Annotated in this window: 22 protein-coding genes; 15 read left to right on the plus strand and 7 right to left on the minus strand. The window is 69.9% G+C overall.

The annotated features are described in order from the left end of the window. The first annotated feature begins 67 nt into the window (after positions 1-67). From B0675_RS08060 to pstB, 7 genes are all read left to right on the plus strand, one after another. A complete protein-coding gene (locus tag B0675_RS08060) occupies positions 68-2299 on the plus strand; it encodes an RNA degradosome polyphosphate kinase (RefSeq protein WP_081218146.1) in 2232 nt (743 codons plus the stop codon). Next, the gene (locus B0675_RS08065; RefSeq protein WP_081218147.1) at positions 2280-3350 is read left to right on the plus strand and encodes a CHAD domain-containing protein; all 1071 of its coding nucleotides are present in this window, start codon (positions 2280-2282) and stop codon (positions 3348-3350) included. Before B0675_RS08060 ends, B0675_RS08065 begins: the two co-directional genes overlap by 20 nt. A gap of 10 nt (positions 3351-3360) precedes the next feature. Beyond that, positions 3361-3774 (plus strand): NUDIX hydrolase, encoded by a 414-nt coding sequence (locus B0675_RS08070; RefSeq protein ID WP_081218148.1) that lies wholly within the window; start codon positions 3361-3363, stop codon positions 3772-3774. Positions 3775-4194: 420 nt separating this feature from the next. Continuing rightward, positions 4195-5325 carry a phosphate ABC transporter substrate-binding protein PstS gene (gene pstS, locus B0675_RS08075; RefSeq protein WP_241539732.1) on the plus strand — a complete coding sequence of 377 codons (1131 nt, stop codon included), beginning with the start codon at positions 4195-4197 and terminating at the stop codon, positions 5323-5325. 100 nt (positions 5326-5425) lie between these two features. Then, positions 5426-6433 (plus strand): phosphate ABC transporter permease subunit PstC, encoded by a 1008-nt coding sequence (pstC, locus tag B0675_RS08080; RefSeq protein ID WP_081218150.1) that lies wholly within the window; start codon positions 5426-5428, stop codon positions 6431-6433. Beyond that, positions 6430-7494: a phosphate ABC transporter permease PstA gene (pstA, locus tag B0675_RS08085; RefSeq protein WP_081218151.1), complete on the plus strand. Its 1065-nt coding sequence runs from the start codon at positions 6430-6432 to the stop codon at positions 7492-7494. Before pstC ends, pstA begins: the two co-directional genes overlap by 4 nt. A 48-nt stretch (positions 7495-7542) precedes the next feature. Further along, positions 7543-8319: a phosphate ABC transporter ATP-binding protein PstB gene (gene pstB, locus B0675_RS08090; RefSeq protein ID WP_081218152.1), complete on the plus strand. Its 777-nt coding sequence runs from the start codon at positions 7543-7545 to the stop codon at positions 8317-8319. A 504-nt stretch (positions 8320-8823) separates the two neighbouring features. On the opposite strand, the gene B0675_RS08100 is transcribed toward pstB, so the two are convergent. Further along, the gene (locus B0675_RS08100; RefSeq protein WP_081218154.1) at positions 8824-9822 is read right to left on the minus strand and encodes an inorganic phosphate transporter; all 999 of its coding nucleotides are present in this window, start codon (positions 9820-9822) and stop codon (positions 8824-8826) included. 7 nt (positions 9823-9829) lie between these two features. Further along, a complete protein-coding gene (locus B0675_RS08105) occupies positions 9830-10450 on the minus strand; it encodes a DUF47 family protein (protein WP_081218155.1) in 621 nt (206 codons plus the stop codon). Between the two features lie 305 nt (positions 10451-10755). Here B0675_RS08105 and B0675_RS08110 point away from each other — a divergent pair, with 305 nt between their 5' ends. Then, on the plus strand, positions 10756-11112 hold the full coding sequence (locus B0675_RS08110) for a metal-sensitive transcriptional regulator (protein WP_081218156.1): 357 nt from the start codon (positions 10756-10758) through the stop codon (positions 11110-11112). A 283-nt stretch (positions 11113-11395) separates the two neighbouring features. Here the strand turns inward: B0675_RS08110 and B0675_RS08115 are convergent, their stop codons facing one another. Together B0675_RS08115 and B0675_RS08120 are read right to left on the minus strand one after the other, a co-directional pair. Further along, on the minus strand, positions 11396-11581 hold the full coding sequence (locus B0675_RS08115; RefSeq protein WP_081218157.1) for a hypothetical protein: 186 nt from the start codon (positions 11579-11581) through the stop codon (positions 11396-11398). Between the two features lie 133 nt (positions 11582-11714). After that, the gene (locus B0675_RS08120) at positions 11715-12545 is read right to left on the minus strand and encodes a hypothetical protein (RefSeq protein WP_081218158.1); all 831 of its coding nucleotides are present in this window, start codon (positions 12543-12545) and stop codon (positions 11715-11717) included. Positions 12546-12664: 119 nt separating this feature from the next. On the opposite strand from B0675_RS08120, the gene B0675_RS41325 reads away from it, so the two are divergent. Further along, positions 12665-12835 carry a hypothetical protein gene (locus tag B0675_RS41325; RefSeq protein ID WP_179165265.1) on the plus strand — a complete coding sequence of 57 codons (171 nt, stop codon included), beginning with the start codon at positions 12665-12667 and terminating at the stop codon, positions 12833-12835. A 277-nt stretch (positions 12836-13112) separates the two neighbouring features. After that, positions 13113-14687 (plus strand): FAD-binding oxidoreductase, encoded by a 1575-nt coding sequence (locus B0675_RS08125; protein WP_081218159.1) that lies wholly within the window; start codon positions 13113-13115, stop codon positions 14685-14687. A gap of 70 nt (positions 14688-14757) precedes the next feature. Here B0675_RS08125 and B0675_RS08130 read toward each other — a convergent pair whose 3' ends face one another. From B0675_RS08130 to B0675_RS08140, 3 genes are all read right to left on the minus strand, one after another. Beyond that, positions 14758-15459, minus strand: a complete 702-nt coding sequence (locus tag B0675_RS08130; protein ID WP_081218160.1) for a phosphatase PAP2 family protein — start codon at positions 15457-15459, stop codon at positions 14758-14760. A 196-nt stretch (positions 15460-15655) separates the two neighbouring features. Then, complete coding sequence (locus tag B0675_RS08135; protein ID WP_241539733.1) at positions 15656-16663, minus strand: bifunctional lytic transglycosylase/C40 family peptidase; 1008 nt, start codon at positions 16661-16663, stop codon at positions 15656-15658. A 104-nt stretch (positions 16664-16767) separates the two neighbouring features. Continuing rightward, the gene (locus B0675_RS08140) at positions 16768-17559 is read right to left on the minus strand and encodes a trypsin-like peptidase domain-containing protein (protein WP_081218161.1); all 792 of its coding nucleotides are present in this window, start codon (positions 17557-17559) and stop codon (positions 16768-16770) included. Positions 17560-17853: 294 nt separating this feature from the next. On the opposite strand from B0675_RS08140, the gene B0675_RS08145 reads away from it, so the two are divergent. The 5 genes from B0675_RS08145 to B0675_RS08165 all read left to right on the plus strand — a co-directional run bounded on the left by B0675_RS08145 (position 17854) and on the right by B0675_RS08165 (position 22771). Beyond that, on the plus strand, positions 17854-18114 hold the full coding sequence (locus tag B0675_RS08145; protein ID WP_081218162.1) for a DUF397 domain-containing protein: 261 nt from the start codon (positions 17854-17856) through the stop codon (positions 18112-18114). A 419-nt stretch (positions 18115-18533) separates the two neighbouring features. Continuing rightward, complete coding sequence (locus B0675_RS08150) at positions 18534-18842, plus strand: hypothetical protein (RefSeq protein ID WP_037622434.1); 309 nt, start codon at positions 18534-18536, stop codon at positions 18840-18842. A gap of 209 nt (positions 18843-19051) precedes the next feature. Further along, positions 19052-19903 carry a hypothetical protein gene (locus tag B0675_RS08155; RefSeq protein ID WP_081218163.1) on the plus strand — a complete coding sequence of 284 codons (852 nt, stop codon included), beginning with the start codon at positions 19052-19054 and terminating at the stop codon, positions 19901-19903. After that, positions 19893-21215: a hypothetical protein gene (locus B0675_RS08160; protein ID WP_081218164.1), complete on the plus strand. Its 1323-nt coding sequence runs from the start codon at positions 19893-19895 to the stop codon at positions 21213-21215. The genes B0675_RS08155 and B0675_RS08160 overlap by 11 nt, the downstream gene beginning before the upstream one ends. Continuing rightward, a complete protein-coding gene (locus B0675_RS08165) occupies positions 21212-22771 on the plus strand; it encodes an SCO6880 family protein (protein WP_081218165.1) in 1560 nt (519 codons plus the stop codon). The genes B0675_RS08160 and B0675_RS08165 overlap by 4 nt, the downstream gene beginning before the upstream one ends. Positions 22772-22776: the final 5 nt, after the last annotated feature.

The following is a 22776-nucleotide window of genomic DNA, read 5'->3' on the forward strand; positions in this document are numbered from 1 at the left end:
CATCGCGGCGCTGGCGCCCGCCCTCTCCGACGCGCCGGTCTCGCCCTCGGCGCGGAAGAATGGGTCCATGAACCAGCCAAGCGCCCAGGCACCCGTGCAGCACCCGCAGCCGTCCGTCGGATCCATCGCCGCGCACCGGCCGCACACCGTCGCGGCCAACGTCTCCGACCTGGAGCCCGACCTCGACGCCGATCTCGACGAGTACGAGGACACGGTGCAGGACGGGATCACCCTGCCGCAGGGCCGGTTCCTGGACCGTGAGCGCAGCTGGCTGGCGTTCAACGAACGCGTGCTCGAACTCGCGGAGGATCCGAACACCCCGCTGCTGGAGCGCGCCAACTTCCTGGCGATCTTCGCCAGCAACCTGGACGAGTTCTTCATGGTCCGGGTGGCCGGCCTGAAGCGCCGCATCGCCACCGGCGTCGCGACCAAGTCCGCGTCGGGTCTCCAGCCCCGCGAGGTCCTGGAGATGATCTGGGCGCGCTCCCGCGAGCTCATGGCCCGGCACGCCGCCTGCTACCAGGAGGACGTCGCTCCCGCGCTCGCGGAGGAGGGCATCCACCTGGTCCGCTGGAGCGAGCTGACCGAGAAGGAACAGGCCCGGCTCTTCACGCTCTTCCGGCATCAGATCTTCCCGGTCCTGACCCCGCTGGCCGTCGACCCCGCGCACCCCTTCCCGTACATCTCCGGCCTGTCGCTGAACCTGGCCGTCATCGTGCGCAACCCGGTCAGCGGCCACCGCCACTTCGCGCGCGTCAAGGTCCCGCCGCTGCTCTCCCGCTTCCTCGAGGCCTCCCCGAACCGCTACGTCCCCATCGAGGACGTGATCGCGGCGCACCTGGAAGAGCTGTTCCCGGGCATGGAGGTCCTGGAGCACCACACGTTCCGGCTCACCCGGAACGAGGACCTGGAGGTCGAGGAGGACGACGCCGAGAACCTGCTCCAGGCGCTGGAGAAGGAACTCATGCGGCGCCGCTTCGGGCCGCCGGTGCGCCTGGAGGTGGAGGAGTCCATCGACCGGTACGTCCTCGACCTGCTCGTACGGGAGCTGAAGATCTCCGAGGCCGAGGTGTACCCACTGCCCGGCCCCCTGGACCTCACGGGCCTCTTCGGCATCGGCTCGCTCGACCGGCCCGAGCTGAAGTACCCCAAGTTCATCGCGGGCACCCACCGCGATCTCGCGGAGGTCGAGTCGGCGTCCCCGCCGGACATCTTCGCCGCGCTGCGCGAGCGCGACGTCCTGCTGCACCACCCCTACGACTCCTTCTCCACCTCCGTGCAGGCGTTCCTGGAGCAGGCCGCGGCCGACCCCGACGTCCTCGCCATCAAGCAGACGCTGTACCGGACCTCCGGCGACTCGCCGATCGTCGACGCGCTGATAGACGCCGCCGAGTCCGGCAAGCAGGTCCTCGTCCTGGTCGAGATCAAGGCCCGCTTCGACGAGCAGGCCAACATCAAGTGGGCGAGGAAGCTGGAGGAGTCCGGCTGCCACGTCGTGTACGGCCTGGTCGGTCTGAAGACGCACTGCAAGCTGTCGCTCGTGGTCCGGCAGGAGGGCGACACCCTGCGCCGCTACTCCCACGTCGGCACCGGCAACTACCACCCGAAGACGGCCCGGCTCTACGAGGACCTCGGACTGCTCACCGCAGACCCCCAGGTCGGCGCGGACCTCTCCGACCTCTTCAACCGGCTCTCCGGCTACTCCCGCCGCGAGACCTACCGCCGGCTGCTGGTCGCCCCCAAGTCGCTGCGTGACGGCCTGATCGCGCGGATCAACAAGGAGGTCCAGCACCACAACGCCGGACGTCCCGCGTTCGTCCGCATCAAGGTCAACTCGATGGTGGACGAGGCCCTCATCGACTCGCTGTACCGCGCCTCCCAGGCTGGTGTGCCGGTCGACGTGTGGGTGCGCGGGATCTGCGCCGTCCGGCCCGGCGTCGCGGGCCTGTCCGAGAACATACGGGTGCGTTCCGTCCTCGGCCGCTTCCTCGAACACTCCCGGGTCTTCTCCTTCGGCAACGGCGGCGAACCCGAGGTGTGGATCGGAAGCGCCGACATGATGCACCGCAACCTCGACCGGCGGATCGAAGCGCTGGTCAGGGTCACCGATCCGGCACACCGCGCAGCCCTCGGCAGGCTGCTGGAGACCGGCATGTCCGACACCACCGCCTCCTGGCACCTCGGCCCCGACGGCGAGTGGACCCGACACGCGACCGACGCGGATGGCCAGCCCCTGCGGAACGTCCAGGAGATGCTCATAGACGCCCGGAGGCGCCGGCGTGGCACAGCAGCACCTTGATCCCCCCACCAGTCCGTCGGCCGGGACGGCCCCCACGGTCCCGGCCCCTCCCGTCCAGGAAGGTGCCCCCATCGGTGACGCCCTGGCGGGCTACCTCCGGGCCCAGGCCACGGAGTTCCTGCGCTCGCTGCGCCAGCACCGGGAGACCGGCAACGCGGCGAACGGCGCCGGGGAGCCGGGTGACGCGGCGCGCTCGCTGCGCCGCTCCGCCCGTCGTATCAGCGGCAGCCTGCACACCTTCCGGCCGCTCCTCGACGCGGACTGGTCGGAGGCGATGCGCCCCGAGCTGGCCTGGCTGTCGGGCACCCTGGCCCGCGAGCACGCGTACGCGGCGCGCCTGGAGCGCCTGCTCGGCGCGCTGAACAGGCTCTCGGGAACCGCCGCGCTGCCCGCGCAGGCGGGACCGGGCCCGGCCGCCGCCCCCAAAGGGAGCCTGACCGTCGGCGCCGCCAAGGCCGGCGCTCTCCTCGACCGGCAGCTGACCCTCGCGCGGACCCGCGCCCACTCGGCGGCCCTCCAGGCGCTCGGCTCCTCCCGTTTCCACGCGGTCGCCGACAGCGTCGCCGTCCTCGCCAGCGAGGTCCCGCTGACCCCGGCCGCGGACATCACCGACCTGCGTCCACTGGCCGGAGCGGCACAGGACCGGCTGGCCGACGCCGTGACCGCGCTGCCGCTCGTCACCGCGGGCCACCCCTACAACGCGGAGGCCCTCGTGCACGGCCTCTCCGCGGGCACCGCCCCCCAGCCCCAGGACGCGCCCTGGCACCAGGTCCGGCTGCTGCTGCGGTTGCACCGCTACGCGCGCGAGGTGCTGCACGGCGGGGAGTTCCCCGTTGACGGACGGCTGCTCGGCGCGGGGCAGGCGCTCAACCGGCATCGCGACGCGGCGGAGGCCGCGGCGGCCGCGGCGTCGGCGGCACGCACCCCGCGGATCGCGCCGGCGACGGCATACGCGCTGGGAGTGCTCCACGCCGACCAGCGGCACGAGGTGGAGGCGGCCCGGTTCGCCTTCCAGCAGGCATGGCAGAAGGAAGCCGTACGCACCCCGTGAGGGAGGCCCCATGGCCGACGACACCATTCAGGCCGCGGGCTGTGTCCTGTGGCGCCGCTCCCCGGTCGGCTCCGGGCTGGAGATCTGCCTCGTGCACCGGCCCAAGTACGACGACTGGTCGCATCCCAAGGGCAAGCTGAAGCGCGGCGAGGACTCCCTGACCGGGGCGCTGCGCGAGGTCGGCGAGGAGACGGGCTACGGGGCCGCCCCGGGCGCCGTCCTCCCCACGCTCCGCTATCTCGTGGGCGACCGCCCCAAGGAGGTCCGCTACTGGGCGGCCGAGGCGGCCGACGGTCATTTCACGCCGAACGACGAGGTCGACCGCGTCCTGTGGCTCTCCCCCGTCGCGGCCCGTCACCGTCTCACCCAGCCGCGCGACCGGGATCTGGTGGACGCCCTGCTCGACGCGCTTCACCTGACCTGAGGCCGCCCCGTGCCGGCGCACACCGTCCGTACCGGCGCGAACCCGGAGTCCGCCTCGCTCCGAACAGGGGACGCGAGCCGGTACACGCGGGAAAGGCGCGTCGAATGAGGGATGGCGGAGGCGTGCGTACGCTGAAACAGCAGCCGCCCCTGTTGGTTACTCAGCGTTTCCCCGTAGGCCCCCTGGGCCGGAATCCGGCCGTGTCCTCGACGTAAGCCTTCCGTGACCTCACCGCACCGCCCTCAGGGGTTCACCCCCCGTTCACTTATGGCCATCGGCGCCTTCACCTGATCTGCCTAATTTCGGCCTTACACGGTGCGAAGGAAGTCCCCGGACGTTCTCGCCGCATCGCCACGGACCGTATTACTCAGACTTCGCACGCCGCCACCAGACGGCGGCTCCTGGAAGGAACTCCCGAAAGTGAAGCTTCAGCGCATGAACCGGCGGGCCCTCACCCTCGGTGCTCTCGCCGTCTCCGGCGCCCTGGCCCTCACGGCGTGCGGCTCTGACGACACGGGCAAGAACGACGCGGGCGGCAGCTCGGCGCCGACCGCGGCCGCGGGCTCCATCAAGTGCGACGACGCCAAGGGCCAGCTGCAGGCGTCCGGCTCCTCCGCGCAGAAGAACGCGATCGACGCCTGGGTCAAGGCCTACACGGCCGCCTGCAAGGGCGTTCAGATCAACTACAACCCGACGGGTTCGGGCGCCGGTGTCACGGCGTTCACCCAGGGCCAGACCGCGTTCGCCGGTTCGGACTCGGCGCTCAAGCCGGAAGAGGCCACGGCGGCCAAGAAGTCCTGTGACGGCAACAACGCGGTCGACCTGCCCATGGTCGGTGGCCCCATCGCCATCGGTTACAACCTCCCGGGTGTCGACAACCTCGTGCTGGACGCCTCGACGATCTCCAAGATCTTCGACGGCAAGATCAAGACGTGGGACGACGAGGCGATCGCCAAGCTCAACCCCGACGCCAAGCTCCCCAGCACCAAGATCCAGGCGTTCCACCGTTCGGACGAGTCCGGCACCACGGACAACTTCACCAAGTACCTCAAGGCCGTCTCCCCGTCGGACTGGAAGTACTCGGGCGGCAAGGCCTGGCAGGCGCAGGGCGGCCAGTCCGCTCAGGGTTCCTCCGGTCTCGCCCAGCAGGTGAAGCAGACCGCCGGCGCGATCTCGTACTTCGAGCTCTCCTACGCCGCCGACGGCATCAGCACCGTCGACCTGAAGACGGAGGCCGCCACCCCGGTCAAGGCCACCGTCGAGAACGCCACCAAGGCCATCTCCTCCGCCAAGGTCGCCGGCGTCGGCAACGACCTGGCCCTGGAGCTGAACTACAAGCCGACCGAGGAGGGCGCCTACCCGCTCACCCTGGTCACCTACGAGATCGTCTGCGAGAAGGGCAACAAGGCCGACACCCTGGCCGCCACGAAGTCCTTCCTCACCTACATCGCGAGCGAGGACGGCCAGAAGCAGCTCACCGCCGCCCAGTACGCGCCGATCCCCGACGAGATCATCACCAAGGTCCGCTCGACCGTCGCGAACCTGAGCTGACCCGAGTGTGCGGCCCGCCTCACCGAGGCGGGCCGCACCGTCCGGTGCACCGCCGCCTGGAGCCGCCACTCGACTCGGCTCCGCAGACCGGAGACTCCTGATGGACATATCGACACAGAACACCGAAGCACCTCCTCCCACCCCACCGCCTTCGACGATCGAGCAGAAGCGCGCGGCCCGTGGCGCCACCCGCCCCGGCGACCGTGTCTTCCTCGGTCTGTCCCGCGGGTCCGGCATCCTCCTCCTGGTGATCATGGCCGCCATCGCGGTCTTCCTCACCTACCGTGCCGCGATCGCGATCAGCAAGGACCACGCGAACTTCCTCACGACGTTCGAGTGGAACACCAACATCGAGCCGCCGGTCTTCGGCATCGCGGTGCTGGCCTTCGGCACGGTGGTCTCCGCGATCATCGCCATGGCCCTCGCGGTCCCGGTCGCCGTCGGCATCGCGCTGTTCATCACGCACTACGCGCCACGCAGGCTCGGCGGACCCATCGCGTACGTGATCGACCTGCTCGCCGCCGTCCCGTCCATCGTCTACGGCCTCTGGGGCGCCCTCGTCCTGGTGCCGCACATGGGCGGCCTGTTCGGCTGGCTCGACCACTACTTCGGCTGGACCGGCATCTTCGAGTGGCAGGGCGGAGCGCCCCGCTCGATGCTCACCGTCGGTGTCCTGCTCGCCATCATGATCCTTCCGATCATCACCAACGTCAGCCGTGAGGTCTTCCGGCAGGCGCCGATGATGATCCAGGAGGCGGCGCTCGCCCTCGGCGCCACCCGCTGGGAGGTCATCCGCATGTCGGTGCTGCCCTTCGGCCGCTCCGGCGTCATCTCCGCCTCGATGCTCGGCCTCGGCCGCGCGCTCGGCGAGACGATGGCCGTCGCCACCGTCCTCTCCCCGACCTTCGACATCAACGCCAGCCTGCTCGACCCGGGCGGCGGCACGTTCGCCCAGAACATCGCGAGCAAGTTCAGCGAGGCCACCCCGTTCGGCCAGGACGCCCTGATCGCCTCCGGTCTGGTCCTGTTCGTCATCACCCTGGTGGTCAACGGCGCGGCGCGCGTGATCATCAACCGCCGCAAGGAGTACTCGGGGGCCAACGCATGAGCAACGCACCCGTCACCGCACGCCACGCGAGCTCGCTGCGCGGCGGAAGGCTTCCCAAGTGGTCCCCCTGGGCCATCGCCGTCGGCGCCGTGGTCGTCGCCGTCGGGATCGGCCTCGGCGCCGGCCTCGACAGCAGGGTCCAGTGGGGCCTGATCGCCGCGATCCTCTTCGTCCTCGGCACGTACGGCATCGCCGCCCGCGTCGAGGGCCGCCGTCAGGCCAAGGACCGCGTCGCCACCAGCCTGGTCTGGGTCTGCTTCATCGTCGCCGTCATCCCGCTGGCCTCCCTGATCTGGGAGACGGTCAAGCGCGGCGTGAAGGTCTTCGACGTCTACTTCCTGACGCACTCCATGGGTGTGGTCGCCGACACCGAGACCGGTGGCGGCATCTACCACGCGATCGTCGGCACCCTGGAGCAGGTCGCCATCGCGAGCCTGATCGCGGTGCCGGTGGGCGTGCTGACCGCGATCTACCTCGTCGAGTACGGACGCGGCAAGCTCGCCAAGGCCGTCACCTTCTTCGTCGACGTCATGACGGGCGTCCCGTCGATCGTCGCCGGTCTGTTCATCCTCAGCTTCTGGATCCTGATCCTGGACATGGGCTACTCCGGCTTCGCCGGTTCGCTGGCCCTCGCGATCCTGATGATGCCCGTGGTGGTCCGTTCCACCGAGGAGATGCTGAAGCTCGTCCCGAACGAGCTGCGCGAGGCCTCCCTCGCCCTCGGCATCCCGAAGTGGCGCACCATCATCAAGGTGGTCCTGCCGACCTCCATCGGCGGAATCACGACGGGTGTCATGCTCGCCGTCGCGCGCATCACCGGTGAGACGGCCCCCGTACTGCTCCTGGTGTGGGGTACGAACTTCATCAACACCGACCCGTTCTCGGGCCCGCAGGCCTCGCTGCCGCTGTACATCTACCAGCAGTACGCGAACAGCGCCGGCTCCGGCGCCGCCTACGACCGGGCCTGGGCGGCGGCACTCGCCCTCATCGCCTTCGTCATGATCCTCAACATGGGGGCGCGCGCCATCGCGCGGTGGAAAGCCCCCAAGGCGGGCCGCTGACGCGGCCATCAGCGACCCGAATCCTTTCGAAAGAAGCAGTGAACTGACATGGCCAAGCGAATCGACGTAAGCGGTCTGACCGCCTACTACAGCGCCCACAAGGCGATCGAAGACATCTCCATGACGGTCGAGCCCCGCTCGGTGACCGCCTTCATCGGCCCCTCCGGCTGCGGCAAGTCGACCTTCCTGCGCACCCTGAACCGCATGCACGAGGTCACCCCCGGTGGCCGCGTCGAGGGCAAGGTGCTGCTGGACGACGAGGACCTGTACGGCAACGCGATCGACCCGGTCGCCGTGCGCCGCACCATCGGCATGGTGTTCCAGCGCCCCAACCCCTTCCCCACGATGTCGATCTTCGACAACGTGGCGGCGGGCCTGAAGCTCAACGGCTCCTACAAGAAGTCCGAGCTGAGCGACATCGTCGAGAAGTCCCTCAAGGGCGCGAACCTCTGGAACGAGGTCAAGGACCGGCTGAACAAGCCCGGCTCCGGCCTCTCCGGCGGTCAGCAGCAGCGCCTGTGCATCGCGCGGGCCATCGCCGTGGAGCCGCAGGTCCTCCTCATGGACGAGCCCTGCTCGGCCCTGGACCCGATCTCCACCCTCGCCATCGAGGACCTGATCGGTGAGCTGAAGGAGCGCTTCACGATCGTCATCGTGACGCACAACATGCAGCAGGCCGCCCGCGTCTCCGACCGCACGGCGTTCTTCAACCTGTCCGCGGTCGGCCAGCCCGGCCGCCTCATCGAGATAGACGACACGGAGCGGATCTTCTCCAACCCGTCCGTCCAGGCCACGGAGGACTACATCTCCGGTCGCTTCGGCTAGACCGGACCTCCTCCTCGAACCCCTCGCGGTGCTGCATGGCGGTGCCACCGCGAGGACGAAAAGGGCCCGCCCCTGGCTCCCGGGGGCGGGCCCACTCGTTTACGCATCGGCGCGCCCCGCAGGACCATGCCGGCCCGCCCGTCACTTGAGGACAGCCCGTCCAGACCGGAAACGGGTCCCGGAACGCGGCCCCCTATCAGCCCGCCCGTCACTTGAGGACAAGCCCGTGTCCAGACCGGAAACGGGTCCGGAACGCAGCCCTTTTCAGCCCGTCCGGCGTTTGAGGACGAGGCCGTCCAGACCGGAAACGGGTCCGGAACGCAGCCCCCTTCCAGCCCGCCCGGCGTTTGAGGACGAGGCCGTCCAGGCCGAAGGGGGGTCCGGGGGCGCAGCCCTCGGGGACGGGAAGGGAAGGGGCGGAGGGGGCGAAACCAAAGGGCCCGGCCCCGGAGGAAACCCCCGACGACCGGACCCTGGAAGAGAAGAGCGGGACTCCGCGCCCCGCTAGAGAACCGCGACGTTCACGATCCAGAAGCTCAGCGCGGCCACGAGCGCCGCCGCCGGCATGGTGATGAACCAGCCGAGGACGATGTTCTTGGCGACACCCCACCGCACGGCCTTCACCCGCTTCGTAGCCCCCACACCCATGATCGCGGACGTGATCACATGCGTCGTGGAGATCGGCGCCTTGAAGATGTACGCCGTGGCGAACATGATCGACGCACCGGTCGTCTCCGCGGCGAACCCCTGCGGCGGATCGAGCTCGATGATCTTCCGCCCGAGCGTCCGCATGATGCGCCAGCCACCGGCGTACGTCCCCAGCGACAGCATCATCGCGCAGACGAGCTTCACCCAGACCGGGATCGGGTCGCCGGGACCCTGCACATCGGCGATGACCAGCGCCATCACGACGATGCCCATCGTCTTCTGGGCGTCCTGAAGACCGTGTCCGAGTGCCATGCCGGCCGCCGAGACGGTCTGCGCGATACGGAAGCCGCGCTTGGCCTTGTGCGGGTTGGCGCGCCGGAACAGCCACATGATCGCGGCCATCACCAGATAGCCGGCGAGCAGACCGACCACCGGCGAGAGGAACATCGGAATGATGATCTTGTCGAGCACGCCGTTCCAGTAGACCGTCGTGCCGCCGGCCAGCGCCGCGCCGACCATGCCGCCGAACAGGGCGTGCGAGGACGACGAGGGCAGGCCGAAGTACCAGGTGATCAGGTTCCAGGTGATCGCGCCGACGAGAGCGGCGAAGAGGATGCCCATCCCCTTCGAGCCCTCCGGCGTCTGGATCAGCCCCTCACTGACGGTCTTGGCGACCCCGCTGCCGAGGAAGGCACCGGCGAGGTTCATCACCGCGGCCATGGCGAGCGCGGCCCGCGGCGTCAGGGCACGCGTGGACACGGACGTGGCGATGGCGTTCGCCGAGTCGTGAAAACCGTTCGTGTACGTGAATCCGAGCGCGACCCCGATGGTCACGATCAAAGCAAAGGTGTCCATGAACGGGTCAGGACTCCTTGACGGCGATGGTCTCCACCGTGTTCGCCACGTGCTCGAACGCGTCGGCCGCTTCCTCCAGCACGTCCACGATCTGCTTGAGCTTCAGCACCTCGATGGCGTCGTACTTGCCGTTGAAGAGGTGGGCCAGCAGCTTGCGGTGGATCTGGTCGGCCTGGTTCTCCAGACGGTTGACCTCGATCCAGTACTCGGTGAGGTTGTCCATGGTCCGCAGGTTCGGCATGGCCTCCGCGGTCAGCTCCGCGGCCCGCGCCAGCACCTCGATCTGCTGCTCGACACCCTTGGGCAGCTCCTCGACCTGGTACAGGACGACCAGGTCGACGGCCTCCTCCATGAAGTCCATGATGTCGTCGAGGCAGGACGCCAGGTTGTAGATGTCCTCGCGGTCGAACGGCGTGATGAACGAGGAGTTCAGCTGGTGGAAGATCGCGTGTGTCGCATCGTCACCGGCGTGTTCGGCGGCCCGCATACGCTCTGCGATCTCGGCCCGGGCGGAGGTGTCCGCGCCGAGCAGTTCCATCAGGAGTTTCGAGCCCGTGACGATGTTGTCCGCGGATGCGGAGAACATGTCGTAGAAGCTCGTCTCCCTGGGGGTCAGACGAAAGCGCACGTTGGGGTCCTCGGGGTGCTTCGGTTCGGTCAGGCTGATGCTAGGCGCATCATCCGGCCACGGCTAATGGGCCGTCCCCCAGTGTCGCCCATCGGGCAGAGTGATCAGCACAGGGTCCGGTACCGGCTTCTGGCAAGGGCCCTATACCCGGCAAAGTTCGATACCATATACCCACCAGGGGTATACGTACAGGGCTTAACAGACGAGATTCGGCCAGGCTTTCCGGCCGGATCACGACCGGCATCCGGGACAGTCCCCGGGCAGGCCCCTGACAAAACCGCCGAGCGGACCAACAGGAGGACGCGATGACGAGCACCGAGGCCGGCGCGACCGCGCCCTCCGGCGAAGGACACGAGGTCGTGACCGATCACGACCGCGGCATCCACGGCTACCACCAGCAGAAAGACGAGCACCTGAAGCGGCTGCGCCGGATCGAGGGGCAGATCCGCGGGCTCCAGCGGATGGTCGACGAGGACGTCTACTGCATCGACATACTCACCCAGGTCTCCGCCTCCACGAAGGCCCTGCAGTCCTTCGCCCTCCAGCTCCTGGAGGAACACCTGCGGCACTGCGTCGCGGACGCGGCCCTCAAGGGCGGCGACGAGATCGACGCGAAGGTCGAGGAAGCGACGAAGGCGATCGGCCGCCTGCTCCGCACCTGAGAGATGTGACGCACGCGACGCGGGGGATGTATGTGACATCCCCGACCTATGTGACGTTCCGGACCCGGACCGGGACGCAGAGTCGACGCGACACCAGGGCCCCGCGTCCGGAACACGTGCGACAGGACGGGACGCCGAGCGCCCGAACCGGAACTCCGCACGCGGGTTTCGAGTGCCTGGACCGGACCTCCGGAGGACGGGACGCGAGCGCCCGAACCGGAACTCCGCACGATCGGACGGAACAGGACGCCTGCTCCGCGGCGCCCGCCCTCAGAACCGGGCGCTAGTCCCCCGTGCCGCGCGGACGGGCGCGTTCTTCGGCCACTTTCAGCACCTCGTCGATGCTCTCCAGGCTGAGCCGGTCCTCATCGGCGGCCGAGGCCGCGATGATCAGGTCACCGCACAACTCGATCTCGGCGAGGGCCACGTGGTCCTGAACTGCCGTACCGCCGACCGGAGCCACGTGCATCACCTCTTCCTGCCGTCACCGACTTCCTAGAGTAGGGAGCGGCCTACACACCGCGCATGGCACGGAAGGGCCATTTCCGGCCCTCCGGTGAAGCTACGGCTCCGGATGCTCTTGCCCATTCCGCCGGAACCCACTACTCCGCGATCTTCCCGGCGTAGATGTCCGTGGAATGCGGCAGCCGTACGTCCGCGGCGGCACCGAAGTCGTAGAGCAGGGTCGTCGAGGCGACGTCGACGGTGCCCTTCTTCTGGTCGTTGACGAAACTGAACCGGTGCCGGACCTTGCGCAGCCGCCCCTGGTCGTCGAGGTAGGCGTCGAACGGCACGGCGGTGGTGGCGAACCCTTTCGCCGCCGCGTTCAGCGCGGGACGCTGCCCGGTGGACGCACCCCGCGCGGCCACCAGCAGATCGGCGGTCCCGCGGTAGTGCCGCACCGAGGTACCGGCCACCTCGGTCCGGCCCACGTACGTGGCCGTCCGCGCGCCGCGCAGCAGTTCGGCCGCGGCGTACGGGTCGGTGGCACCGCCGGTGACCAGGTTCCCGTCCGAGAGACCGGCGGTGTCCACCCGGACCCACTTGTCGGCGGGCACACCGGCGCCCCGGTTCTTCATGAACAGCGCACCCGGGGCGAGCAGCTCGGTGATCGGCCGGTGCTCGTCGGCCCCGGCGGGGTCCTCGGGCAGCAGCACCTTCAGCCGACCGGTCTGCTTCCGGAAGTCGTAGACGCCCTGTCCGCGAATGGTGACCCGGGTGCCGCCGGTCGCCATCTCCATGGACGTGGTGGCCTTGGCACTGCCCGCGCCTTCCAGCGCGCCGGCCGCCTGGCGCAGCGTCCCCACGGTGTCGGCGCCGGTGCCGACGTCCTCGGCGGCGGCCCCGCCGCCCGAGCACCCGGTTCCGCAGACCACGAGTCCCGCCATGACGAGCGCCATCGCGGTCGCCCGTCCCTCCTGCTGCGCCACCATCGTCCGCCGACCCCCAGCCGGTCCGTCCCGGGCCTCCCTGTCCTCCCGCTTAACGACGGGTGGGGGCGGTCGTCACGCGGGCAGGAGTCCGTTCACTTGCCTTGGGTAACGTTGTCGGTGTGGAGCAGCAGGACATCACCGACCCGGTATCAGAGCACCGAGCGACCACCGTCGAGCAAGGTCCCTTCTGTCTGGCCCGCTGCACCTGCGGCTGGCGGGGCCCGGCCCGCCGCGCGAGAAGCCAGGCCCGCGCCGACGGCGCGGCCCACGCGACGGGCGACACCCCCTGAGGACGTGACTCCCCCTGAGGAACGCGACGCCCCCTGAGGGGCGCTCGTCCTCCCTTCCCCCGTCTCCCTCTCCCCCACCGGCCTCCTGTTCCTCCCCCCCCTTCCTCTCCCTCCCCTCCCTTTCCGCCTTTCGCTCCCCCTTCGTGACCACCCCGCCGTTCCCCTCACGGTGCGCGCGTGCTGGGATGCGGGAGCTGTAGCGGTTTCGCGACGTTCGGACGTGGAACCTGCGGGCCCGGGGGCCCGTCTCGTTCCACGGAACCCAGGGGAGGCGCACATGCAACGGCGTACGTTCATCGGCGGCACCACAGCCGTCCTCGCGGCGGCGGCGACGTCCGCGTGCAACGGCACGGACAGCGGCGGCGCTTCAGGTGCCTCCGGCACGGCGGGGAACACCGCGGCGGACGCCTCCGGCATACGCTCGGCGACCGCGAGCACGCGCGCGGCCGCCAACTGGACAGCCCTCTCCCATTCCCTGGACGGCGCCCTCGTGCGCCCCGGCGACCGCAGCTGGTCGGCCGCGCACCAGCTGTACAACACGCGCTTCGACGGCCTGAAGCCCGCCGCCGTCGCCTACGTCGCGCACGCCGGCGACATACGCACGACGATGGACTACGCCCGCGCCCACGGGGTCAAGGTGTCGATACGCAACGGCGGTCACTCGTACGCCGGTTGGTCCTCCGGAGACGGCCGCCTGATCATCGACGTCTCCAAGCTGAACAAGATCCGCGCCTCGGCGAACGAGGCCGTCGTGGGGGCCGGCTCGAAGCTGATCGACGTCTACCGGACGCTGGCGGCGAAGGGCGTCACGATCCCCGCGGGCTCCTGCCCCACCGTGGGCGTCTCCGGTCTGACGCTGGGCGGCGGCCACGGCGTGGTGTCACGGGCGTACGGACTGACCTGCGACAGCCTCACGCAGGCGACGCTGATCACCGCCGACGGCAAGCAGCTGACCGCCGACTCCTCCGCGAACAAGGACCTGTTCTGGGCGCTGCGCGGCGCGGGCAACGGCAACTTCGGCGTCGTGACGGAACTACGGTTCAAGACCCACCCGGCGCCGCAGGGCGTCTCCGCGTACATGACCTGGCCGTGGGCGAAGGCCGCCGCCGTGGTGAAGGCCTGGCAGGAATGGGGCCCGGACCAGCCGGACGAGATCTGGTCGTCGTGCCATCTCGCGAGCGCCTCCGGCGGCAGCCCGACCGTCTCGGTCGCCGCCTTCTCCCTCGGCACCTACGGCGAGCTCCAGAACGCCGTGGACAAGCTGGCCGACCGCATCGGCTCCCCCGCGCGCAGCGTCTCCCTCAAGCGGCGTTCGTACGAGGAGTCGATGGAGGTGTACGCGGGCTGTTCGTCGTTCTCGGCGGACGCCCAGTGCCGTCTGCCGGGCTCGACGCCGGGCCGCGACACCCAGGGCGCCCTCGGACGCGAGACGTACGCGGCTCGTTCGGACTTCTTCGACCGGTCGATCTCCGCGGCCGGCGTCCAGACGCTGCTGAGCCAGATCTCCGCGGTCCGCGGCGGGGCGGGGAGCATCGCGCTCACGGCGCTCGGCGGCGCGGTCAACCGGGTGTCGCCCACGGCGACGGCGTTCGTGCACCGCCGCTCCCGGATGCTGGCGCAGTACATCGTGTCGTGGCAGGCGGGCACGTCCGGCACCACCGCCCAGTCCTGGCTGACCGGCGCGCACCACGCGATGGCCCGGCACGCCTCGGGCGCGGCCTACCAGAACTACACGGACGCGACCCTGACGGACTGGCGCAAGGCCTACTACGGGGACGCGGCGACCCGCCTCAAGACGCTGAAGCACCGTTACGACCCGGACCGCTTCTTCTCGTTCCCGCAGGCGCTGTAGCCCGCCGCCACGACGGGCGCCCGGGCCGCGGGCGTCCGCCCGTCACCGCCGCGGGCACCCGATCGCACGGTCAGGCCGCGAGGTCGCGCTCCTCGGAGTGCTCGGTGCGCGCCCCGGGGATGAGCGTCTCCTGCCCGGCGGGAACGCCGTTCCGCGCGCGGATCAGCCGTCCCGCGCGCGGGGACCGCTCCACGGCCTTCATGACCGGGGTCAGCAGGGCCATGGCGAGCGGCGACAGCAACAGGGCCACCGCGGTGCCGAGGGCGAAGCCGCCGATGACGTCCGTCGGGTAGTGCACTCCCATGTAGACGCGGCAGAAGCCTTCGAGCAGGGCGAGCCCTATGCCGGCGAGGCCGAACCTGCGGTTCGCGACGAACAGTCCGACGCCCATCGCCATGGTGAGCGTCGCGTGGTCGCTGACGAAGGAGAAGTCGGTCTTGCCGCCGATGAGGACGTCGAGGCCCTGGTGGTCGACGAAGGGGCGCGGCCGCTCCACGAAACCCCGTATCGGAACGTTCACGAGGACGGCGATGCCGGCTGCGAGCGGGGCCCAGACGAGGGCGGCCACGGAGGACGCGGCGTCGGTGCCGCCCCGCCGTCGGACGGTCCACCAGCACCCGACGACCAGGAGGACCATCGCGAGCAGGAGACCCCACTCACCGACGAACTCCATGCCGCGGTCGAACCAGTGCGGCGCGTCCTTGGCCAGGCCATTGATGTCGTACAGCAGGTCGACGTCGGGGTTCGAACCGGATTCGGCGAGTCCAGCCATGGTGCTGCGGCCCCTTCGTCGTCTTTCCCACGGTCGCGCCTTTTCGCGCGCCGCTCGATCCACCCCCGTGGTCGTAGAACAGGTTCTCTACGTGGAATAGGAACGCACAGTTCCCTGCGGTGGGTTCCGCACTCCACGGAACGATCACGCAGACGTTATCGAAGAGAGACACATCGCCGCAGCTCAGGGGGTGGGTTCAGATCGAAGTGGGCAATGCTTTCGCGCCATCTTCCGTCACTCGGGTGGCCCCGAAGTAGTCGGGGGTGTCGATGGGGTCGAAGCGGATGACGGCACCCGTGCGGGGCGCGTCGATCATGTATCCGCCGCCCACGTAGATCCCCACATGCCGGATGGCGCGGGAGTTGGTGAGGTCGTCGGAGAAGAACACCAGGTCGCCCGGCAGGAGTTCGGACCGCTTGGGGTGCGCTCCCGCGTTGTACTGGTCGTTGGCGACCCGCGGCAGGGTGATCCCGGCGCTCTCGTAGGAGGCCTGGGTGAGACCCGAGCAGTCGAAGCGTCCGCCCTGGTCAGCGGTGCCGGTGCCACCCCACAGGTAGGGCGTGCCGAGCTTCTTCTGCGCGTAGGTGATGGCGGTCGCGGCCTGCTTCGAGGGATCCACGCGAGTCACCGGAGCGGCGAAGCTCTTCGACAGGGTGGTGATCGTCTTCACGTAGTTCTGGGTCTCTTTGTACGGCGGTACGCCCTTGTACTTGATGACCGCGTACGCGCCCGCGTTGTAGGCGGCGAGCATGTTCTCGGTGACGTTTCCGGGCGCGTTCTTCACGTACGAGGCGAGCTGGCAGTCGTACGAGGCGGCCGACGGAATCGCGTCATTCGGGTCCCAGACGTCGCGGTCGCCGTCGCCGTCACCGTCCACTCCGTGCGTGGCCCAGGTCCCCGGGATGAATTGCGCTATCCCTTCGGCCTTCGCGGGACTCTTCGCGTTCGGATTGAATCCGCTCTCCTGATACAGCTGGGCGGCCAGCAGCGCGGGATTGATCGCTCCGCAGAGATTGCCCCATTTCTGCACGAGGGGCTGGTACGCGGCGGGCACGGCGCCCTTGGCGAGTCCGACGGCGCCGCCGCCGATGCCGTTGGCGAGGTTCCCGGCGACCATGTAGACGCCGACGACGAGCAGCATCACGAAGCTGATCCCCGCGCCGATGGCAACGGTCGCCACGATCCACGCCTTACGCACCGTCAACCGCCCCTCACCGCACAGGAGTCCGCCGACGTCAGTGTAGAGGCGGGCTCCGCGCGCGGGGGAGATCGCGCACAGGCGGGAGGCGAGGTTCCGCCGGACAGTCCCTAACCGGCCAGTCCGGCCTCGCGGTAGAGGTCGGCTGCCTCGGTACGGAACACGGCGCTGTACGAGATGTCGTCGGTCTTCCCGCCCTGCTCGTGGCCGCCGATCACGCCGACGACGGCGCCGTCCCCGTTCACCCAGGGGCTGCCGCTGGTCCCGCCGGCGAAGTCGGGGCACGCGACGCGCTGCTGCGTGCGGCTCTGCGCGGTGGGCTTGTCGGTGCAGGTGATGGCGGTGTCGGCGGAGCTGGGGTATCCGGTGACGGTGACCGCGGTGGCTCCGGTGGCGCGGTGCGCGGCGAAGGCGTTGGCGCCGCCGACGGCGTCCTCGGCCTTCTTGCCGTCCCGCTCGCCGAGGACGGCGAACGCGATGTCACTGTCCTCTCTGTCCTCGGCGCGCCCGTTCTTCCACCCGTCGGGCAGGAACACGCGCCGGACGTCCCAGAACCCGTACGGCGCGGTGCCGTCCCGGTAGCCGGGCGCGAAGGACATCGCCCGGCCCCCGTCCAGACAGTGGGCCGCGGTGATGAGGAGGTCGCGTCCCGGGCTGTGCACGAAGGAGGCGGTGCAGAAGTGCCCGCCGCCGCCCTTGCTCGCCGCGTCCCCGTGGAACAGGGCGCCGACGCGGGCCGTGCGGGCGTTCACGGCGGCCTGGACGGTCACGCCGAACGGCCCCGGCCCGTCGTCGGCCACCGCCACCGACGAGGACGTCACGGCCAGCAGCACGACCGCCGCGCCGAGCAGCGCGGGCCGCCGCCTGGCTCCGGGGAAAGGGGTGACGCGGGTGCGCTTCATCGCCTCTCACCTTGCCCCGAGCGGGTGAGCGAAACCTTGGACGAGTCCGAGTATCGCCCGAGACCTCCGGCGCCGCCCGTCCAGACCCCGAGGGCCCTGCCGCACCGGGCCCGGCGGGGCGGCCGACCGGGTGACAGCCCGCTTCCGGACAGCCCCGGGCGAGCTGCGGTCCACGCGCCACGGGGGCCCCGGGCCGGGGATACGGTGGCCGCGGAAGTCTCCCATCACGGACCCGGGGTCCGGACGCGGCGAGGCAGAGGCCTGCTTCCACCTGGCCGGAGAGGAACACCACCCTTGACCGACATCCCCCCGGGCCTCGACTGGGTGCGGGCCGCGCCGGACGGCGTGACCGGACCCGGCCCCTGGATCGAGCTCGCCTTCGGCGCGGACGGCCTGGTCCACCTGCGGGAGACCGGCGACCCGGAGAACGTCGTCACCACCACCCGCAGGAAATGGGACGCGTTCGTCCTGGGTGTCCGGGCGGGCGAGTTCGACCACTTCGTGACGGGGGCCCACGACGAGCGGCCCCCGGCTCCCACCGACGACCGGCCCTGAGCCGAGGCACTCGGTCCGCCCTCGCAGAAGCCCCACGCGCGTACCCCCGCGACCGCACGGGGGGATAGCCTGGAGGCGACGGACCGTCATGAGCGGTACGGGGGCGCGGTGTCGGCCGGCAGCGGTCGGCGCGAGCACCGTAGAAGGGGACAACGACGGAACCACACGACAGGTTTCGCTCCCACTTCATTGCCCGGCGTGACCGGCCGTGATACACAGAGTGACCATACGACTCTACGTATACCGCCGTACGCCTCCCGAAAGGGTCCCCGCGCACGCCGGTGACAAGGGATTCGTGCGAAATCCGCCAACCAATGACGTCAAGTCGACATACGAAGGCGTCTTTGTCGGCGAGAATGGGCCCGACCTCTGCGCAGTGGCAGGGGGTGCAGAACTACCCACTAGGGGCGGTGACTTACATGCTTTTCGCAGCCGACAAGGGCGACATCAACACGATCATCGGCGGGATCGCCCCGGACTGGGGCCCCTTCGGCAGCCTGGGCAACGAAGCCAAGGTGATGGTCGAGGTGGTGATGGCGGTCGCCATCCTGCTGTGCCTCGGCATCGCGATCTGGGGAGCGGCCAAGCAGCGCATCGGCGCGACCGCCCTCCGCGACACCTTCAGCGCCGAACAGGGCAAGGGCCTCATCATCGCCGGGCTCACGGGAGTCTTCATCATCGGTTCCCTCGGCACGCTCTTCACCATCGTGTACGGCATGGCCGTGTAGCCCGGCCGGACCGCGCCGCAGCCGGCGCACCGTCAGTCCCCGGCCGGGCGTGCCCGGACACCCCGTCCTCCGACCCACCCGTCCGTCGTGCCCACCGGCTGAGGTTGCGTTTCCCTGATGTCGAGTCACCACACCGCGCCCGCGCGGGAACCAGCACGGCTACCGTCGTACTACGTGGTTCAGCGAGAGGTTGAGGGGGCGTACGCGGCATGAGTCTCGGAGACGAACCCGGGTACGGCGACGCCTCGCGCGGCGAGGACGGAGGGTACGGCGGCTCCGGCCAGACCCGCACCCGCCTCCCCGACCGCCCGGGCGACGTCTACGGCGGCGCGCGCCGGGGCCGTGGATCCTCCTCCCGGGGACTGATCACGGTCGTCGGCGTCGTCGTCCTCCTCATCGCCGCGATCGCCTTCGCGAACCGCGGCGACGACTCGCCCTCGTCGGGCGACACGGGCGGCGACAAGGCGAAGACGTCCCCGACGGCCGCCTCGGGCGACCACCCCGTGGACACCAGATCCGCAGGCATCCCCTCGGGCTTCCCCCACACGGGGGAGGGCGCGCAGAGCGCGGCGGCGAACTACGCGGTGGCGTTGGGGTCGGCCGACATGTTCAACAAGGCCGGCCGCGACCAGATCCTGGCGACCGTGATCACGCCGTCCAAGGTGGCCGACTTCGAGGCGACGCTCGACAAGGCGTACACCCCGCAGTTCAACAAGAACGTGGGCCTGAACGAGGACGGTTCCGCCCCGCAGGGCTACACGTTCGTCTCGCGCACGACCGCAATCGGCACCAAGACCACCGAGTCGTCTGCCGACGCGGCGACCGTCGAGGTCTGGTGCAGTGGTCTGCTCGGCCTCGCCGGCCAGAACTCGACCAACCCGGTGACCAGCAGTTGGTTCACCATCACCATGACGTTGGACTGGAGCGGCGACGACTGGAAGATCGTCACGCACTCCCAGAAGGACGGCCCCGCCCCCGTTCCGGGCGACGACCGGGCCTCCAGCGCCGATGACATCGCGAAGGCTGTCGAGGAGTACGGAGGGTTCACGTATGCCCGCTAACCATCGCGTACTCAAGCTGACCGCCGCGCTGGGCGCGGTGCAGGCGACAGCCGTGCTGCTCGCCACGAGAGCGGTCGCTGCCCCCAAGCCGTCCCCCTCGCCGAGCGGCGACGCCTGCGGCCTCATTCACGGCCCCGCCAAGAACTACTGCGAAGGCGACAACAGCGGCGGGGGCAAGACCGGGCTGACCGGTGACGGGCTAGGGTCGACCCTCGACCCGCTGTCCTCCCTGGCGAAGGGCTGCGCCGACGCCGCCTCCTGGACCGTCGACAAACTCTCCTCCGCCGTGAACGACACCGCCAACGTCGACTTCACGAACCCCAAGTTCCTCCAGCAGTACGCCGTCGTCTTCGCGGCGTCCACGATCCTGACCCTGCTGCTGTGGCTGCTGGCCGTGGCGAAGCGGGCCGTCCGGGGTGTCCCCCTCGGCACGGCCCTGTCCGAGGCGATCGGGTTCCTCTGGCTGACCGTGCTGGCCTCGGCGTTCACCCCGCTGATCCTCTACACGGTCGTCTCGGCGACGGACGGCGTGACGGAGGTCCTCGCTAAGACCACCGGGAACCAGACGGACGCGTTCTTCGGGACGTTCTCCGGCGCCCTCGGCAAGGGCGAGAACATCGGCGGCGGCCCGATCATGCTGATCGTCGTCTCGCTGGTCTCGATCCTGGCCGCCGGCGTCCTCTGGCTGGAGCTGGTGATCCGGGCAGCCCTGCTCTACGTGGGCGCCCTGCTGGGCACCGTCGTCTACGCGGGCCTCGTCGACAAGAACCTGTGGGGCCACGTCCGCCGCTGGGCGGGCATCATGATCGCGGTGATCCTGGTGAAGCCGGTCATCGTGATCGTGCTCGGCCTCGCCGGCGCCCTCAGCTCCGACAGCGGCCCCGACGCCTTCTCCGCGGTCGTCTCCGGCCTCGCCATCATCCTGCTCGCCATCTTCGCCAGCGCGATGATCTACCGCTTCGTACCGGGCTTCGGCGACGAACTCGCCGGCTCCCGCAACAACCGCATCATGCAGGGCGCCGAAGGCAAGGCAGCCGCCGTCATCAGCTCCCCGGCGACCATGGTCGCGCAGGGCATCAAGACGCACAGCGCCCGCGCGGACAACAACGGCGGCGGAGGCGGGAGCAGCCAGCCCCGCCCCGCCAACCCCGCGTCCGGTGGTGTGGCCGCGCACAGCAGTCGTACGCCGAACGGAGGCGGCGGATCTGTCCCCTCCGCCGCACCCCCACCGCGTAGCAGCCCGGTCAACACCCCGCACGCGAGCAACACCCGCAACAGCAGTACCAACAGCACGGGAGGTGAAGGGCGTTGACGACCGAGTCCCACGTGTCCCACGTGGTCACGCCCCGCCGTACATATCTGATCGGCCGCGCCCGGCCGAACGCGATCGTCGGCCGCAACCGCGAGTCCGGCGAGATCGCGCTCATCATCGCGGGCGCGTTCCTCGGCATGATGTGCGGCCTGATCGTCCCGGTCCTGTCCCTGCGGATCGTGCTGCTCATGGGCTTCCCGCTGCTCGCGCTGGCCGCGGTGTACGTCCCGTACAAGCGCCGCACGTTCTACAAGTGGTTCGAGATCAATCGCAGCTACAAGCGGAGCCTGCGCAAGGGCACCGCGTACCGCAGCCAGGTGATGGAGGCCGGAGTCCGCATCGACGGCAAGGAGGTCGAGATCGGCCCGCCCCCTGGCATCGGCCGGATCTCCTGGCTCGCCGCCCCCTTCGGCCCCGACGAGATCGCCGTGCTGCTGCACGCCGACCGGCGCACCGTCACGGCCGCCATCGAGATCGAGGGACCCGGCGTCGGCCTGCGCGACAGCGAGGACCAGGAGGCCCTCGTCGACCGCTTCGGCACGCTGCTCAAGCACGTGGCGAACGGCGACGGCTTCGTCACCCGCCTCCAGATGCTCGCCCGCACCCTCCCCGCCGACCCGGACGCCCACGCCAAGGACGTCTCCGTCCGCGGTGACGAGCGCGCCCCGGGCTGGCTCCAGCAGTCTTACGACCAGCTCCAGTCGATGGTGTCCACCAGCAGCGAGCAGCACCGCGCCTACCTCGTCGCGTGCATGCACTACTCGCGCGAACTGGCCTCCGAGGCGCAGGCCATGGCCCGCGCCGCCCGGCCGCAGGGCGGACGCAAGCTCGACCGGGACGCCGGACTCGCCGTCGTCATGGCGCGCGAGCTGACCGACATCTGCTCCCGGCTCCAGGAAGCCGACATCCGCGTACGACAGCCGCTCGGTCAGGGGCGGCTCGCCTCCCTCGTGCACTCGATGTACGACCCGGACCACCCGATCGACCACATCCAGGCCATGACCAAGCGCAACGCCTGGCCGGCCGAGCTGGACGCCATGGAGCCCACGTACCTCCAGGCGAAGACCCGCGAGTCGTCCACCCGCGCGCCCTGGTGCCACTCCACGGCCTGGGTGAAGGAGTGGCCGATGACCCCCGTGGGCGTCAACTTCCTCGCCCCGCTGCTCGTCCACACCCCGGACGTCATCCGCACGGTCTCCGTGACGATGGACCTCGAACCGACCGAGATCGCCATCGAACGCATGCTGACCGAGAAGACGAACGACGACGCCGAGACCAGCCGCGCCGCCAAGATGAACCGCACCGTCGACCCCCGCGACATCGCCTCGCACAATCGCCTCGACCAGCGCGGCGAGGACCTCGCGAGCGGCGCCGCGGGCGTCAACCTCGTCGGCTACATCACGGTGTCCTCGCGCAACCCCGAGGCGCTCGCGCGCGACAAGCGCACCATCCGCGCCTCGGCCGGCAAGTCGTACCTGAAGCTGGAGTGGTGCGACCGCGAGCACCACCGCGCCTTCGTCAACACACTGCCGTTCGCCACCGGAATCCGCAGGTAGGGGCT

The sequence above is a fragment of the Streptomyces sp. M41(2017) genome, assembly GCF_002078175.1.
In the GTDB taxonomy this organism is placed as follows: domain Bacteria; phylum Actinomycetota; class Actinomycetes; order Streptomycetales; family Streptomycetaceae; genus Streptomyces.

Excerpts from the sequence above, each read along its gene's own strand:
- pstA (WP_081218151.1), top strand. The coding sequence starts at position 6,430 with ATGAGCAACGCACCCGTCACCGCACGCCACGCGAGCTCGCTGCGCGGC.
- B0675_RS08060 (WP_081218146.1), top strand. The coding sequence starts at position 68 with ATGAACCAGCCAAGCGCCCAGGCACCCGTGCAGCACCCGCAGCCGTCC.
- pstC (WP_081218150.1), top strand. The coding sequence starts at position 5,426 with ATGGACATATCGACACAGAACACCGAAGCACCTCCTCCCACCCCACCG.
- B0675_RS08160 (WP_081218164.1), top strand. The coding sequence starts at position 19,893 with ATGCCCGCTAACCATCGCGTACTCAAGCTGACCGCCGCGCTGGGCGCG.
- B0675_RS08140 (WP_081218161.1), bottom strand. The coding sequence starts at position 17,559 with ATGAAGCGCACCCGCGTCACCCCTTTCCCCGGAGCCAGGCGGCGGCCC.
- B0675_RS08120 (WP_081218158.1), bottom strand. The coding sequence starts at position 12,545 with ATGGTGGCGCAGCAGGAGGGACGGGCGACCGCGATGGCGCTCGTCATG.
- B0675_RS08100 (WP_081218154.1), bottom strand. The coding sequence starts at position 9,822 with ATGGACACCTTTGCTTTGATCGTGACCATCGGGGTCGCGCTCGGATTC.
- B0675_RS08070 (WP_081218148.1), top strand. The coding sequence starts at position 3,361 with ATGGCCGACGACACCATTCAGGCCGCGGGCTGTGTCCTGTGGCGCCGC.
- B0675_RS08150 (WP_037622434.1), top strand. The coding sequence starts at position 18,534 with ATGCTTTTCGCAGCCGACAAGGGCGACATCAACACGATCATCGGCGGG.
- B0675_RS08115 (WP_081218157.1), bottom strand. The coding sequence starts at position 11,581 with ATGCACGTGGCTCCGGTCGGCGGTACGGCAGTTCAGGACCACGTGGCC.
- B0675_RS08110 (WP_081218156.1), top strand. The coding sequence starts at position 10,756 with ATGACGAGCACCGAGGCCGGCGCGACCGCGCCCTCCGGCGAAGGACAC.
- B0675_RS08125 (WP_081218159.1), top strand. The coding sequence starts at position 13,113 with ATGCAACGGCGTACGTTCATCGGCGGCACCACAGCCGTCCTCGCGGCG.
- pstB (WP_081218152.1), top strand. The coding sequence starts at position 7,543 with ATGGCCAAGCGAATCGACGTAAGCGGTCTGACCGCCTACTACAGCGCC.
- B0675_RS08130 (WP_081218160.1), bottom strand. The coding sequence starts at position 15,459 with ATGGCTGGACTCGCCGAATCCGGTTCGAACCCCGACGTCGACCTGCTG.
- B0675_RS08155 (WP_081218163.1), top strand. The coding sequence starts at position 19,052 with ATGAGTCTCGGAGACGAACCCGGGTACGGCGACGCCTCGCGCGGCGAG.